Below are 14676 nucleotides of genomic sequence, written 5' to 3' on the forward strand. Positions count from 1 at the left end.
GGCGGTCGTGTGTGCGGGGTGCGGTCCGGGGGTCAGCCCAGGGTCGCGATGGCCTTGTTGAAGGTGGCCGACGGACGCATGACGGCCTCCGCCTTCGCCGGGTCGGGCTGGTAGTAGCCACCGATGTCGGCGGGCTTGCCCTGGACGGCGATCAGCTCGTCGACGATGGTCCGCTCCTGCTCGGACAGCGTCTTGGCGAGCGGTCCGAACGCCTCGGCGAGCGCGGCGTCGTCGGTCTGCCGCGCCAGCTCCTGGGCCCAGTAGAGCGCCAGGTAGAAGTGGCTGCCGCGGTTGTCGATGCCGCCGAGCTTGCGGCTCGGGGACTTGTCCTCGTTGAGGAAGGTGCCCGTCGCCCGGTCCAGGGTGGCACCGAGCACCCGGGCGCGCGCGTTGTCCGTGGTGGTCGCGAGGTGCTCGAAGCTGACCGCGAGGGCGAGGAACTCACCCAGGCTGTCCCAGCGCAGGTAGTCCTCCTTGACCAGCTGCTGGACGTGCTTGGGCGCGGAGCCGCCGGCACCGGTCTCGAACAGTCCGCCGCCGTTCATGAGCGGGACGACCGAGAGCATCTTCGCGCTGGTACCCAGCTCGAGGATCGGGAACAGGTCGGTGAGGTAGTCACGCAGCACGTTGCCGGTGACCGAGATGGTGTCCTCACCGCGGCGGATGCGCTCCAGGGAGAACGCCGTGGCCTCCTCCGGCGTGCGGATGGAGATGTCCAGGCCCTCGGTGTCGTGCTCGGCCAGGTAGGTGTTGACCTTGGCGATGACGTTGGCGTCGTGCGCGCGGCCCTCGTCGAGCCAGAACACGGCCGGGTTGCCGGTCGCGCGGGCGCGGGTGACGGCGAGCTTGACCCAGTCCTGGATCGGCAGGTCCTTGGTCTGGCACATCCGGAAGATGTCACCGGCGCCGACGGTCTGCTCCAGGAGGACGTCGCCCTTGCCGTCGACGACCCGCACCGTGCCGGTGGTGGGGACCTCGAAGGTCTTGTCGTGGCTGCCGTACTCCTCGGCCTTCTGCGCCATCAGACCGACGTTGGGCACGGAACCCATGGTCGACGGGTCGAAGGCGCCGTTGGCGCGGCAGTCGTCGATGACGACCTGGTAGACACCGGCGTAGCTGCTGTCCGGGAGGACCGCGATGGTGTCGGCCTCGTTGCCGTCCGGGCCCCACATGTGGCCGGAGGTGCGGATCATGGCCGGCATGGACGCGTCGACGATGACGTCGCTCGGCACGTGCAGGTTGGTGATGCCCTTGTCGGAGTCGACCATCGCCAGGGCGGGGCCCTCGGAGAGCTCGGCCTCGAAGGACGCCTTGATCTCGGCGCCGGCGTCCACGGAGTCGAGGCCCTTGAGGATGCCGCCGAGGCCGTCGTTCGGGGTCAGGCCGGCCGCCGCGAGCACGTCGCCGTACTTGGCGAAGGTGTTCGGGAAGAAGGCGCGGACCACGTGGCCGAAGATGATCGGGTCGGAGACCTTCATCATCGTGGCCTTCAGGTGCACGGAGAACAGGACGTCCTCGGCCTTGGCGCGCGCGACCTGGGCGGTGAAGAACTCACGCAGCGCGGCGACGCGCATGACGGCGGCGTCCACGACCTCGCCCGCCAGGACGGGTACGGACTCGCGCAGCACGGTGGTCGTGCCGTCGTCGCCCGCGAGCTCGATGCGCAGGGAACCGGCCTCCTCGATGACGACGGACTTCTCCGTCGAGCGGAAGTCGTCGACGCCCATGGTGGCGACGTTCGTCTTCGAGTCGGCGCTCCAGGCACCCATGCGGTGCGGGTGGGCCTTGGCGTAGTTCTTGACCGAGGCGGGGGCGCGACGGTCGGAGTTGCCCTCACGCAGGACGGGGTTGACCGCACTGCCCTTGACCTTGTCGTACCGCGCGCGGACGTCCTTGTCCTCGTCGGTCCGCGGGTCGTCCGGGTAGTCCGGAAGCGCGTAGCCCTGCGCCTGGAGCTCCGCGATCGCGGCCTTCAGCTGCGGGATCGAGGCCGAGATGTTGGGCAGCTTGATGATGTTCGCGCCGGGAGTCCTGGCCAGCTCACCGAGCTCGGCGAGCGCGTCATCGATACGCTGGCCGGCCTCGAGACGCTCCGGGAAGCCGGCGATGATCCGCCCCGCCAGGGAGATGTCGCGGCGCTCCACCGTGACACCCGCGGTCGAGGCGTAGGCCTCGATGACGGGCAGGAACGAGTACGTCGCCAGGGCAGGGGCCTCGTCGGTGTGCGTATAGATGATGGTCGAGTCAGTCACCGGGTGCTCCGCTCCACGTCTGCAACATTGCTTGACATCAAGATATCTCCTGACCGGTCCCCTCTCCACAGTGGCCCGCGCCCATTCCGGCGGAACCGGTCACTCCTGTCCGGCGGGACCCGGAACGCCGGGGGGTCTGCTCGCCTCGACCAGCCCGGACTCGTACGCGAAGACGACCAGCTGGGCGCGGTCACGGGCGCGCAGCTTGGTCATGGCACGGCTGATGTGGGTCTTCGCCGTGAAGGGGCTGACCACCATGTGGACGGCGATCTCGTCGTTGGTCAGCCCCCGGGCGGCCAGCGCCGTGGCCTCACGCTCACGCCGGGTGAGTGTCTCCAGGCCGCGGGCGGTGGCACGGTCCGGCGGCCGGGACACGAACGCGCCGATGAGCCGGCGGGTGACGGCGGGCGAGAGGAGGGCCTCACCGTCGGCCGCCACCTCGACGGCGCGGAGCAGCTCGGCCGGTTCGGTGTCCTTGAGCAGGAACCCGGCGGCCCCGGCGCGCAGGGCGTCGAAGACGTACTCGTCGAGTCCGTAGTTGGTGAGGATGACGACGTGGACACGGGCGAGGTCGGGATCGGCCGCGATCTCCCGGGTGGCGTCGATTCCGGTCATGACGGGCATCTGCACGTCCATGAGCACCACGTCCGGGACGTACGCGCGGACCAGTTCCACGGCCGCCCGTCCGTCGGCGGCCTCCCCGACGACCTCGATGCCCTCCTCCGCGTCCAGCAGGGCACGGAATCCGGCCCGCATGAGCGCCTGGTCGTCGACGATCCCGACGCGGATCATCCTGAGGCCGTCCGGGGCGCCAGCGGCAGTTCCGCGCGGACCGAGAAGCCCCCTCGGGCCGCGGGCGCCGCGTGGAGGGTGCCGCCGAGGGCGGTGACGCGCTCGCGCATGCCGGTCAGGCCGGTGCCGGGGGTGACCCGGTCACCGGAGTGGCAGGGGCCCTCGTCGTCGACCAGCACGACGAGCGCCGTGTCCGCGTAGGTGAACCGCACGGACGTCCCCGCCCGGTCTGCGTGCCGGGCGACGTTCGTGAGGGCCTCCTGCACGATGCGGTAGGCGGCGCCGTCGACCTCGGCCGGGAGGCGCCGGACGTCACCCTCGACGTCGACGGTCAGCTCGATGCCCGCGGCCCTGGCCCGCCCGGCGAGCTCGTCCATCCGGGCGAGGCCGGTCCGGGGGTCCACCACGTCCGTGCGGAGCACCTCCAGCGTGGAGCGGAGTTCCCGCATTGCCTCGCCGCTCGCCTCCTGGATGGCCAGGAGCGCCGGTTCCACCTCGGCGCCCCGCTTGCGGGCGAGGTGGACGGCGACACCGGCCTGGAGCTTCACGATCGAGATGGAGTGGGTGAGCGAGTCGTGGAGTTCGCGGGCGATGCGCAGCCTCTCCTCACCGGCGCGACGCAGGGCGGCCTCCTCCCGGGTGCGTTCGGCGTCCACGGCGCGCTGTTCGGTCTGGCGCAGATAGGCCTGCCAGTTCTTGTCGATCAGGCCGGTGACACCGGCGCACAGGAACCAGCCCGCGAGCAGCAGCACGCGCTCCACGGTGTCCCGCAGGCCCGGCACGGAGACGAGCAGCACGACGGAGTAGGCGACGAGGAACACCGCCCCCACCCCGGCCGCCTGGGCGCGGTACCCGCTGCGGGCGGCCGCGTGGACGGCCACCACCACGGGCAGCGCCACCCAGCTCCCCGGATGCGCGTGGACGGCGTACCCGAACATGCAGAGCGTGGTCACGCCGAGCACGAGGCGCGGGGCCCGGCGGTGCGCGGCGAGCGCCAGGGAACCCACCGCGACGAGCAGCACGTCGAGGGCTCCGGGTGAGGACGCCACGCATGCCGCCGTGACGACGGCAGCCCCCACGGCCGCCGCGCCCGCTGTGTCCAGCACTGTCCGCCGGTCGATGTCCCCCCGCATGAGCGGCACAGTAGCTCCCCCACGCCGGTGGGCGCGTCGTCCTGGAGGACGGGGTGCCGGCTGCTCCCGGGGAAGTAGTGCGGGCGGGCGCCCGTCCCCCGGGGGCAGCCACAACTGTCGCCCGCCGTACGACGCCACGGACGGGCGTCGCGGGCCAGCATCGTCGCCATGACCGGACCTTTCCGTTACACCTCGCCCGACCCGCCCCAGTCCGCCACCGGAGAGGTGGCGGACGTCTACACGCAGCTGGCCGCCGACTTCGGCATCAGGAACGCCTCGACGTTCGTCGTCCTGTCCGCCTCCCCTCCCCTTCTCACCGCCACCTGGGCGCTGATGCGGGAGTCCCTGCTCGCCGGCCGCGCCTCCCGTACCGGGAAGGAACTGGTGGCCGCCGGGGTCTCGCTGGCCAACCGGTGCCCGTTCTGCGCGACCGCGCACGCGGTCCTGCTGCACGCCACGGGCGATCACCGGCTCGCCGAGACCGTGCTCCGGGGCGACGAACCGGAGGATCCCGGCGAGCGCGGGCTGCTCGCCTGGGGCAAGGACATGAGCGGGCCGCCGCCGTTCCCGGCGCACGAGACGGACGAGTACGTGGGGACGGCCCTCGCCTTCCACTTCATCAACCGGGTGGTGTCCTCGCTGCTGTCCGAACAGATGCTGCCCGGGGGTGTGGAGAAGTACCGGCTGGTGCGGAGCACCGCGGGCCGTTCGCTGGCCGCCACCGTGCGCCGGGACCTGACGCCCGGCACCTCCCTGCCGCTGCTCGGCACGGCCGGCGAGCCGCCCGCGTGGGCGGCCGAGGGCCCGGTCGGAACGGCCTACGGTGCGCTGCGCACGGCCGCGCACCAGGGGGCGGGCCTTCTGAGCACCCGGGACGCCGCGTTCGTACGGGAGTCGGTGGCGGGCTGGGACGGTGTCACCCCGCTGCCCCTGGCCGCGCCGCTGCCGGAGAGGGCGGACCGGCCGGGAGCCCGGCTCGCGCTGCTCGCGGCGCGGGCCCCGTACCGGATCACCGACGAGGACGTCGCGGCCTGGCGCGTTCCGCCGTTCACGGATCACTGCCTGGTCCATCTGGTCGCCTTCGGTGCGATCCTCGCCGTCGAGCGCGTGGAGGCCCTCCTGCGGGCTCCTGCCGGGGAGCTCCCGTGACGGCGGCCGAGGCGTGGAACGGGGCTCTCGGCCGCCACGCAGGGGCCACCGGTCGCGGACGGGAGGCGCGCCGCGACGGCGGACGTCTTCCGGTCCTACGAGACTCCTGAGGGCGTCCTGCTGGAGGCCGGCACGTGGGTGGTCACCGCCCGCCGGCCGCACTGAGCTCCGGCGGGCGGTGCTCGTACCAGCGGCGGTCCGCCTCCAGTTGGGCGGCGAGCGAGACGAGCAGGGCCTCGCTGCGGGACGGGCCGAGGAGCTGGGCGCCGAGGGGCAGGCCGTCGCGGGTGAAGCCTGCCGGGACGTTGACGCCAGGCCATCCGAGTACGTTCCAGGGCCAGGCGTAGGGGCAGGCCGACGTCATGGCGAGGTCGGTGCGCCAGGCGCTGAGGTGGTCGAAGGCCCCGACCCGTGGGGGCGGGGCCGCCGTGGTCGGGGTGAGAAGCACGTCGTACCCGGGGCCGCCGCCTGCGGTGTCGAAGAAGGCGCCGATCCTGGCGTGCTGGCGCACCTCCCGCGCGCGGGCGGCCCGCACGACACGGCCACCGAGGCGGGTCCCGGTGCGCAGGGCGCTGCGGGTGCGCGGGTCCAGGAGTCCGGGTTCGGGGTGGAGCGCGGCGAGTTCGGCGATGCCCGCGGTGGCCCGGGGCACGAAGGAGAGGCCGATCAGTCCGTAGCGGGGCCTGGCCTCCTCGACGTGGTGGCCGAGCCGGGCGAGGGCTTCGGCGAGCGCGGTGACGGCACGCACCACCTCCGGGTGGGGTGCGTTGCGGGTGAGGGTGAGCGGCGGCCGCAGGGACAGGCCGATGCGCAGCCTGCCCGGGTCGCGGCGGGCCGCGGCGGACGCGTCGACGGCGGGCGGGCGGTGCGGGTCACCGGGGTGCGGTCCTGCCGCGGCGTCCAGGAGGAGGGCGGCGTCGGCGACCGTACGGGCGAGCGGACCGTTGACCGTGAGGCCCTGGAAGGCATCGCTGTGGGGGTGGACGGAGATCCGGCCCCGCTGGGGTTTGATGCCGACGAGGTGGGTCCACGCGGCGGGGATGCGGATGGAGCCCGCACCGTCCGAACCCAGCGCGGCGGGGACCAGTCCGGCGGCTACGGCCGCCGCGGAGCCTCCGGACGAACCGCCCGGCGTGTGAGCGGTGCTCCAGGGGTTGCGGGTGGCGCCGAACGCCGGCCCTTCGGTGAACGCCCACTGCCCCAGCTCGCAGGAGTTGGTCTTGCCGACCACGACGGCCCCGGCGGCCCTGAGCCTGCGGACGGCCTCGCTGTCGGCGGTCGCGGGCGGCAGTACGCCGTCGCAGCCGAAGTAGGTGGGCATGCCGGCGACATCGGTGTCGTCCTTGACCGCGACCGGCACCCCGAGCAGCGGAAGGCGCTCCCCGGCCTCGAGCCGGCGGTCGGCCTCCGCGGCCTCGGCGAGCGCGGCCTCCGCGCGCAGTTGCCGGAAGGCGTTGAGGGTGTGCCGGCTCGCCTCGACGCGCGCGAGCGCCGCGGCGACCAGTCCGGACGAGGTCGTCCGGCCCTCGGCCAGCTCGCGGGCGCAGTCCACCAGCCCGGGAGCGGCTGACGGTTCGACCGGCACACGCGGTCCGGTCCGCTCCGTGGGGTCTGCTGAGGACATCGCCACCGCCTCCTCGCGTCCGCCGGAAAACACCGGCCCCGGGCCCGCCCGTGGGTCCGCCCGAGCGGTTCTACTGGAGAGTAACGAGGCGTGGGGGCCCGCTCAAGCACCGCCGCTCAAGCACCCCGCGCACGGATCGGCCCCGTCCCCCGCCCCGCGCGGGGCGGGGGACCTGCGGCACCCGCGGGCGCGCGCGGGACGACGTCCCTGCGGCGACGAGGTGCCCGGCAGGCGGTACTACGGCCGCACGTGGATCTCGCCGATCCCCGAACCGAGGCCCGCGCAGTGGGCGGTCGACTGCCCGGACTCGCCCGGCCTGAGCGTGACGTGCTCACCGTCCACGTCCGGGGACCACCCGCAGACCAGGTGGACCCAGAAGGTCTGGGTGGCCGACCCGTTGTTCCTGCAGAGCGCGAACCCGGTGTAGTCGTCGATCGCGTGCTTGCCGGTGCTGCACGACAGGCCGGGAGGAACGGCGGCCGCCGGCGCGACGGCCACCGCCGCGGTGGCCGGAACGGCGAGCGCGGCGGCCAGACCGGTGACGGCCGCCCCCCGGACGAGTGCGCGTACGGCGTTCCCCTTGAACAGCTTCTTCATGTCTCCCCTTGGTTCCGGTGAGTTCCGGTGATCTTCAGGGCTGCTCTCCCCCACGGTCCGTAGCCGAAAACAGCGCCGAACCTCACCCTCCGTACTCCCGGCCCGCCGCGCAGGCAACCGTGCGCGGGCGTACGCTCGCACTGGGGAGTGAATCCGGGTCGAAAAGGCGCTGAACAGGGACGTTTCCGAGGAGGCGCGGTGGCAGGACAGCGCATCGCCACACGGGCCGCCGCGTGCGCGGCGGTCGCCCTGCTCGCCGTCACCGGCGGCACGGTGGCGCAGGCGGACGACGACATCGAATCGCTTCCGGCCGAACAGATCGCAGGCCGTTCCCGTGACGCCCTGCTGGCCGCCGGGTCCCTGCACCTGCGTGCGCGGGGCGACCTGGGGAAGAACCGCGCCCCGATGACGGTCGACCTCAGCCTGGACCGGAGCGGCGACTGCGTGGGCGGCGTCGACCTGGGCGAGGACAAGGGCAAGGTGGAGATCATCAAGCGAGGCGACTCGGTCTGGGTGAAACCCGACGCGGACTTCTGGGAGAACCAGGTACCGGTCGGCGGCTCCGCCTTCGAGTCCGTCCTCGCCGGGCGGTACTTGAAGGGCTCGGCGTCGGACTCCAGGCTGCGGCCCGTCGTGGACGCGTGCGATCTGGACACCTTCCAGAGGCTGGTCTCCGACAACGCCGACTCGAATGCCGGGACGTACACCAAGGGCGAGGTGACGACGGTCGACGGCGTGCGCACCGTCCCGGTCACCAGGACACTGCACGGACAGGAACTGACGGCGTACGTGGAGACCGGGGGCGAGCACCACCCCGTGCGGATCACCGTCCACGGCGACGGCGCGGACGCCGCCGTGGACTTCTCCGGCTTCGACGAGCCGGTCCCCACGGGCACGCCCTCCGCGGACGACTCCGTGGACGTCGGCGCCGTACTCGGCAGGGGCCCGGCGCAGTCGTGAAGGGGCCCCGCCCGTCGAACTCCCGCCCCCTGCGAACGGGTTTGTCCGGCACCCGCTGAGCGCGGCGTCAGTCGTCGAAGCCGCCGGGGGTGTCTCCCCGCGGCCTTGACAAGCCCGCGGGGAGCTAAAAGCATGACCGGAATGATCTCTCCGTGCAGGCTCCGCGGCACACAGTTGACGGCCGGTGAGTGCGAGCCGCCCGGCGGGCTCCCGGCGCTCCCGGCGCGCTGAACGATGGGCCGTCCTCCGGAGACCGGCGTCGAGGGCGTTCTCCCACGCCGCCGGCACGCCGTCGCCGGGCCGAGGCCGTCCGGCGCGGCACGAGTCCGCTCGTCGAACCGATGTGAGGAACCGAGATGACCGAAGGACCGGACCTGCGCACGTATCCGCACCGGGTTCCCCACACCGATCCCGGAGTACCGGATTTCCGCGGCCCGGCACGGTTCCTGTGGTGGCTGGTGACGATGCAGCGCAGGCGAGTCCTTCTGGGGGCCCTGTGGGGCAGCTCCTGGATGTGCGCGCTGATGCTGCCGCCGTACCTCATGTCCCAGGCGATCGACCGCGGGCTCAGGGCGGAGGACAGGGAGCAGCTGGTTCTCTGGGTGTCGGCCGTCCTCGCGGTCGGTGCGCTCATCGCCTGCCTCGGCATCCTGCGCCACCGCACGATGACCTTGATCCGGGTCGATGCCGCCTACCGCACGGTGCAGGTCGTCGTCAGGCAGGTCACCCGGCTCGGCGCGGCCCTGCCTGGCAAGGTGTCGGCGGGTGAGCTGACGCACCTGCAGGCCGGGGACACGAGCCGGATCGCGCAGACCCTGACCGTCACGGGGCCCGGGGTGGGCGCGGTGATCGCCTACTCCGCGGCAGCCGTGCTGCTCTTCCGCATCTCCGCCCTGCTGGCGCTCGTGGTGCTGCTGGGCGTCCCCTTGCTGGCCGTGACCGTCGGCCCGCTGCTGCAGAGGCTGCACGGCGCCGAGGGTGCTTACCGGCAGAAGCAGGGGGACCTCACCGCCCAGGCCGTGGACGTCGTCACCGGCCTGAACGTGCTGAACGGCATCGGCGGGAAGCCGATGTTCATCCGCAGGTACCGGGAGCGGTCCACGGCTCTCGTGTCCGACGGGTACCGCGTCGCCTCGCTGACCAGCTGGGTGCAGGCCCTGGGCACCTGCCTGCCGATCCTCTTCCTGGCCCTCGTCACATGGATCGCCGCCCGGATGGCGGCCGACGGCGCCATCACGGTCGGAGACCTGGTGGCCGTCTACGGATACGTCGCCGCGCTCCTGGCCCCCGTGACGTTCTTCATCGAGGGCGCGGACGACCTCCCCCGCGGACTCGTCGCCGCACGACGGGTGACGGACATCCTGGCGCTGTCGCCCGACGTCGAGAGCAGCGGCACCCCGGTGCCCCCGCCGAGCGGTCCCGCCGACCTGCACGATCCGGCCTCCGGGCTGGTCGTCCCCGCGGGCCGGATGACGGCGCTGGTGAGCGCCCGGCTCGACGAGGCGCGCGCCGTGGTCGACCGACTGGGTCGCTACACGGACTCCGACGCCACGTGGGGCGGCGTCCCGCTGTCCGGCATGGAGCTCGCGGAGGTGCGCCGCCGCATCCTCTTCGCCGGCAACGACTCGTACCTGTTCAGCGGTTCGGTTCGCGCGGCCGTCTCCGTCCGCGACCACTCCGACGACGACGTCAAAAGGGCCCTGCGCACCGCCGTGGCCGAGGACATCGTCGAGTCGCTGCCCGAGGGACTGGGCTCCCGCCTGAGCGACCGCGGTCTCGACGTCTCCGGTGGCCAGCGGCAGCGTCTGCGGCTCGTGCGGGCGCTGCTCGCCGACCCCGAGGTCCTGCTGCTGGTCGAGCCGACCTCGGCCCTGGACGCGCACACCGAGGCGACCGTCGCCGCACGTGTCGACACCGCGCGGCGGGATCGCACCACCCTCGTCGTCAGCACGTCCCCGCTGGTGCTCGGTCACGCGAGCCAGGTGTCGCTCCTCGTTGACGGCCGGGTCGTGGCGGTGGGGACCCACGGCGAACTGCTCGAACGACAGCCCCGGTACCGCGCACTGGTCTTCCGCGGCGCCGGTGGAGACCTGCCGTCCGTCCCTGCGGCCCGCCCCCAGGAAGGAATGAGCCGATGAGCGCTTCACCGGAGGTACCCCGGCTCCCGGTCGCCGACGGTGCGACCGTCCGCCGCGCCGTCCGGAGTCTGATCACGGACGACGGACGCGCGATGGCCGGTATCGTCCTCCTGACCTGCCTCGCCTCGCTCGCGGGCCTCGCGAGCCCGTGGCTGCTGGGCGACATCGTCACCGGGGTCGAACAGGGTGACATCACCGGCTCCCGGGTCGACCTGCTGTCCCTGGGCGTGCTCGGCTTCGCCGTGACCCAGCTGGTGCTGACCCGGTACGCGCGCTACCACTCCCACCGGTTCGGCGAGCGCGCCCTGGCGCGGCTGCGTGAGGAGGTCCTCGACCGGACCCTCTCCCTGCCGGCCCGCGTGGTCGAACGGGTCGGCACCGGCGATCTGGTGACCCGCTCGTCCGTGGACGTCGGCACGGTGGCCTCGACGCTGCGGAACGCGGCACCGGACGTGTTCCTCGCCGCCGTACAGGTCCTCTTCATCTTCGTCGCGGTCTTCCTGCTGCATCCGCTGCTGGGGCTGTGCGCGCTCGTCGGTATGCCGTTCGTGTGGTGGGTCAGCCGCTGGTACCTCGCCAGGGCCCGCGACGCGTACCTCGCGGAGGGCGCGGCCGGGGCCGACGTCGCCGAGGCCCTGAACGCCACGGCCCAAGGGGCCCACACCGTCGAGGCGTTCGGCCTGAGCGCGGAGAGGGTGCTCCACACGGACAGGGCGGTCGACTCGGCGTACCGCGCGGGCCGGCGCACCCTGTTCCTGCGCACCGTGCTGTTCCCCGTCACCGGCTTCGCCCACACGCTGCCGTTGGCGCTGGTGCTGCTGGCCGGGGGCCTGGCCTATCTCGAGGGAGCGGTGGACCTGGGTGTGGTGGTGACGGGCAGCCTCTACATGTGGCAGCTGGTCGACCCCCTCGACCGGGCACTCACCTGGGTGGAACAGCTCCAGCGCAGCGGGGCGTCCTTGGCCCGGATCAAGGGCATCGGCCTGGTCACCGACGAGACCGCCCCCGACACCCGTCGGCCCGCCGACGACCGCATCGAGGTCTCCGGGGTGCGCTACTCCTACTCGGGTACGCACGACGTGCTGCACGACATCGATCTGACGGTGCGGCCCGGTGAGCGACTGGCGCTGGTCGGGGCCTCGGGGGCGGGCAAGTCCACCCTCGGCAAGCTGATGTCCGGCGTCGGGGCGCCCCGTACGGGGACGGTCACGGTGGGCGGCGTCCCGGTGGCGGCCCTCGCCGCGGCGGGTGAGCTCGGCAACCGCATCATCCTGATCACCCAGGAGCACCATGTGTTCCTGGGAACCCTGCGGGAGAACCTCGCGATCGCGGCCCCCGACGCCGACGACAGCGCCATGTTCGCGGCGCTCGCCCGGGTGGAGGCCGACTGGGCCGGGGAACTGGCGGACGGCCTGGACACCCGTCTCGGCCCCGGCGGCGTCCGGCTCGACGCCGCACAGGCCCAGCAGCTCACCCTCGCCCGGGTGGATCTGGCCGACCCCCACACGTTGATCCTCGACGAGGCGACGGCGCTGCTCGACCCCACGACGGCGCGGCACGCCGAGCGCGCCATGGCCGCCGTACGCGCGGACCGCACGGTGATCTCCATCGCGCACCGCCTGCAGACCGCGCATGACGCCGACCGGGTCGCCGTCATGGAGGCCGGCCGGATCGTCGAGCTCGGTACTCACGACGAACTGATCGCCGCGGACGGCGCGTACGCGGCTCTGTGGCGTTCCTGGAACGGTCAGGGCGGGGGGCCGCCGACCGTCGGCCGGCCGCCCGCCGATGAGCACCGTCAGCCCCCTCGGGGCATCTCCCCCTGATGGCCGGTCCCGGGGTCAGTGGTGCGACGGACGTGGCGGGTGACGGCTGATCCGGGGGAATCGGCGGCGACATGACCGACCACTCGGTGTGGCGGCGGCACGGGGCGGCGTTCGCGGCGATGATGATGCCGGTGCTCGCGCGTTCCGATCTCGCCCGGACCGGTCGAGCACGACACGCCGGCCCCGCGTTTCCATGGCCGCCCACCCGAGAACTCCATGCTGGTCAGGCGAGTGCGGTCCCCCTGCACGGAGTCACGGAGTCCCCACCTGCCCTCGCGGGCTCGTCGCGGAGGGCCCCGGGAGGCGGCAACGCCCGCTCACACACACATCTCGTCGTCGAGAGGATCGCGATCATGCGCGCACTGACCTATCAGGGGAAGCGGGACGTGCGGGTCGAGACAGTGCCCGACCCGAAGATCCAGGATCCCACCGACATCATCGTGAAGATCACCTCCACCGGGATCTGCGGCTCCGATCTGCACCTGTACGAAGTACTCGGCCCCTACCTCGACCCCGGTGACATCCTCGGACACGAACCGATGGGCGTGGTGGAGGAGGTCGGTCCTGAGGTCACCTCCCTCGCGCCGGGTGACCGTGTCGTCATCCCCTTCAACGTGTCCTGCAGCCACTGCTGGATGTGCGAGAGGGGGCTGTACTCCCAGTGCGAGACCACCCAGGTGCGTGAGCGGGGCACGGGGGCGTCCCTGTTCGGGTACACCAAGCTGTACGGACAGGTTCCCGGCGGCCAGGCCGAGTACATGCGCGTGCCCTTCGGCAACGATCTGCCGATCAAGGTCCCGCACGGCCCGTCGGACGACCGGTTCGTCTACCTGTCCGACGTACTGCCGACGGCATGGCAGGCGGTGGAGTACGCGGCCGTTCCGCCGGGCGGCAGTGTCACCGTGTTCGGTCTCGGACCGATCGGGGCGATGGCCGCGAGGATCGCGCTCCACCGGGGCGCGGGCCTGGTCGTAGGCGTGGACCTCGTCCCCGAGCGTCTCGACCGGGTGAGCTCGTACGGAGCCACGTGTCTGGACGTTCGGCGGTACGGAAAGAACATCGGCGACGCCATCAGGGACCTCACCCAGGGGCGCGGCACGGATGCGGTGATCGACGCCGTCGGCATGGAGGCCCACGGCTCGCCGCTCGCGAAGGCGGCACACACGGCCGTCGGCTACCTGCCCGATGCCATCGGGCAGCGATTGATGGAGAACGCCGGCATCGACCGCCTGGCGGCCCTGCACGCGGCGATCGACGCGGTGCGCAGGGGCGGCACCGTCTCCGTCTCCGGCGTGTACGGCGGGTCCGTCGACCCGATGCCGATGCTCACACTGTTCGACAAGCAGATCCAGCTGCGTATGGGCCAGGCCAACGTCAGGCGCTGGGTCGACGACCTGCTGCCCCTGCTCGTGGACGACGACCCGTTGGGCGTGGACACCTTCGCCACCCACCACCTGCCGCTCGAAGAGGGTCCGCAGGCGTACGAGACGTTCCAGAAGAAGGCCGACGGCATGATCAAGACCCTGCTCGTCCCCTGAACGGAGGCCTCGTCCACCCGGGCGGACGGCGCTGTACGGACGCCCACGGCCCGGTGCCGCCCGGTGGCCGCCGAGGGGCAGCGGCGGGCTGTCGTCCCCGCGCGCGAGTGTGCGCGGGGGCCTAGCGTGGGAACGCGCAGCGAGCGGCGCGGCACTTCAAGCGGCGGAGGAAGAGATGGCCGTACGACACCGCCTCATCAAGAGATCGCCCGAGGACGTCTGGGAGGTGCTCTCCGATCCCGAACGCTACGGGGACTGGGTCGTCGGTACGTCCCGGGCCGAGCACGACGAGGGGCAGTGGCCCCGAGTGGGGGCGGCCCTCCGCTACGAGATCAAGGTCGGACCGCTGACCCTGCACAACCGGACCGTCGTGCGCCGCAGCGAACCGACGGCCGTCCTCGAACTGGAGGCGGACAGCGGACCGCTGGGAACGGCCAGGATCGCGATGGAACTGCGGCCCTGGGGACGCCACACTCTGCTCATCTTCGACGAGCACCCGCTGCGCGGTCCCGGGGGCGCCCTGCACAACGGCCTCCTGGACGTGGCACAACAGGTGCGGCACCGCGCGATGCTCGGGCGGCTCGCCCGGGTGTGCGAGGACGCCGGGAGCAGCTCGGCCGGTGCCGACGCCGGGCGCCTGCGGCAGCACGGCACCTGAGCCCGCACC

Annotated in this window: 11 protein-coding genes; 6 read left to right on the forward strand and 5 right to left on the reverse strand. The window is 72.7% G+C overall.

The genetic code is table 11. From position 1 onward, the window contains the following. Positions 1-32: 32 nt before the first annotated feature. From LWJ43_RS05125 to LWJ43_RS05135, 3 genes are all read right to left on the reverse strand, one after another. Complete coding sequence (locus tag LWJ43_RS05125; RefSeq protein ID WP_277331085.1) at positions 33-2252, reverse strand: NADP-dependent isocitrate dehydrogenase; 2220 nt, start codon at positions 2250-2252, stop codon at positions 33-35. A 99-nt stretch (positions 2253-2351) separates the two neighbouring features. Then, the gene (locus tag LWJ43_RS05130; protein WP_277331086.1) at positions 2352-3044 is read right to left on the reverse strand and encodes a response regulator; all 693 of its coding nucleotides are present in this window, start codon (positions 3042-3044) and stop codon (positions 2352-2354) included. Further along, the gene (locus tag LWJ43_RS05135; protein ID WP_277331087.1) at positions 3041-4177 is read right to left on the reverse strand and encodes a sensor histidine kinase; all 1137 of its coding nucleotides are present in this window, start codon (positions 4175-4177) and stop codon (positions 3041-3043) included. The genes LWJ43_RS05130 and LWJ43_RS05135 overlap by 4 nt, the downstream gene beginning before the upstream one ends. Before the next feature lie 168 nt (positions 4178-4345). On the opposite strand from LWJ43_RS05135, the gene LWJ43_RS05140 reads away from it, so the two are divergent. Next, positions 4346-5326: a carboxymuconolactone decarboxylase family protein gene (locus LWJ43_RS05140; protein WP_277331088.1), complete on the forward strand. Its 981-nt coding sequence runs from the start codon at positions 4346-4348 to the stop codon at positions 5324-5326. A gap of 142 nt (positions 5327-5468) precedes the next feature. On the opposite strand, the gene LWJ43_RS05145 is transcribed toward LWJ43_RS05140, so the two are convergent. Both LWJ43_RS05145 and LWJ43_RS05150 read right to left on the reverse strand, forming a co-directional pair. Then, a complete protein-coding gene (locus LWJ43_RS05145; RefSeq protein WP_277331089.1) occupies positions 5469-6950 on the reverse strand; it encodes an amidase in 1482 nt (493 codons plus the stop codon). 237 nt (positions 6951-7187) lie between these two features. Next, positions 7188-7547 carry a hypothetical protein gene (locus LWJ43_RS05150; protein ID WP_277331090.1) on the reverse strand — a complete coding sequence of 120 codons (360 nt, stop codon included), beginning with the start codon at positions 7545-7547 and terminating at the stop codon, positions 7188-7190. 198 nt (positions 7548-7745) lie between these two features. On the opposite strand from LWJ43_RS05150, the gene LWJ43_RS05155 reads away from it, so the two are divergent. From LWJ43_RS05155 to LWJ43_RS05175, 5 genes are all read left to right on the forward strand, one after another. Further along, entirely contained in the window at positions 7746-8507 is a 762-nt protein-coding gene (locus LWJ43_RS05155) for a hypothetical protein (protein WP_277331091.1), read from the forward strand. 356 nt (positions 8508-8863) lie between these two features. After that, on the forward strand, positions 8864-10645 hold the full coding sequence (locus tag LWJ43_RS05160) for an ABC transporter ATP-binding protein (protein ID WP_277331092.1): 1782 nt from the start codon (positions 8864-8866) through the stop codon (positions 10643-10645). Continuing rightward, positions 10642-12471, forward strand: a complete 1830-nt coding sequence (locus LWJ43_RS05165) for an ABC transporter ATP-binding protein (RefSeq protein WP_277331093.1) — start codon at positions 10642-10644, stop codon at positions 12469-12471. The genes LWJ43_RS05160 and LWJ43_RS05165 overlap by 4 nt, the downstream gene beginning before the upstream one ends. A gap of 353 nt (positions 12472-12824) precedes the next feature. Further along, on the forward strand, positions 12825-14009 hold the full coding sequence (locus tag LWJ43_RS05170) for an alcohol dehydrogenase catalytic domain-containing protein (RefSeq protein ID WP_277331094.1): 1185 nt from the start codon (positions 12825-12827) through the stop codon (positions 14007-14009). 175 nt (positions 14010-14184) lie between these two features. Further along, positions 14185-14667: an SRPBCC family protein gene (locus LWJ43_RS05175; protein ID WP_277331095.1), complete on the forward strand. Its 483-nt coding sequence runs from the start codon at positions 14185-14187 to the stop codon at positions 14665-14667. Positions 14668-14676 lie beyond the last annotated feature (9 nt).

The sequence above is a fragment of the Streptomyces sp. JH34 genome (assembly GCF_029428875.1).
In the GTDB taxonomy this organism is placed as follows: Bacteria; Actinomycetota; Actinomycetes; order Streptomycetales; family Streptomycetaceae; genus Streptomyces.

Excerpts from the sequence above, each read along its gene's own strand:
- LWJ43_RS05150 (WP_277331090.1), bottom strand. The coding sequence starts at position 7,547 with ATGAAGAAGCTGTTCAAGGGGAACGCCGTACGCGCACTCGTCCGGGGG.
- LWJ43_RS05165 (WP_277331093.1), top strand. The coding sequence starts at position 10,642 with ATGAGCGCTTCACCGGAGGTACCCCGGCTCCCGGTCGCCGACGGTGCG.
- LWJ43_RS05170 (WP_277331094.1), top strand. The coding sequence starts at position 12,825 with ATGCGCGCACTGACCTATCAGGGGAAGCGGGACGTGCGGGTCGAGACA.
- LWJ43_RS05145 (WP_277331089.1), bottom strand. The coding sequence starts at position 6,950 with ATGTCCTCAGCAGACCCCACGGAGCGGACCGGACCGCGTGTGCCGGTC.
- LWJ43_RS05175 (WP_277331095.1), top strand. The coding sequence starts at position 14,185 with ATGGCCGTACGACACCGCCTCATCAAGAGATCGCCCGAGGACGTCTGG.
- LWJ43_RS05140 (WP_277331088.1), top strand. The coding sequence starts at position 4,346 with ATGACCGGACCTTTCCGTTACACCTCGCCCGACCCGCCCCAGTCCGCC.
- LWJ43_RS05160 (WP_277331092.1), top strand. The coding sequence starts at position 8,864 with ATGACCGAAGGACCGGACCTGCGCACGTATCCGCACCGGGTTCCCCAC.
- LWJ43_RS05135 (WP_277331087.1), bottom strand. The coding sequence starts at position 4,177 with ATGCGGGGGGACATCGACCGGCGGACAGTGCTGGACACAGCGGGCGCG.
- LWJ43_RS05130 (WP_277331086.1), bottom strand. The coding sequence starts at position 3,044 with ATGATCCGCGTCGGGATCGTCGACGACCAGGCGCTCATGCGGGCCGGA.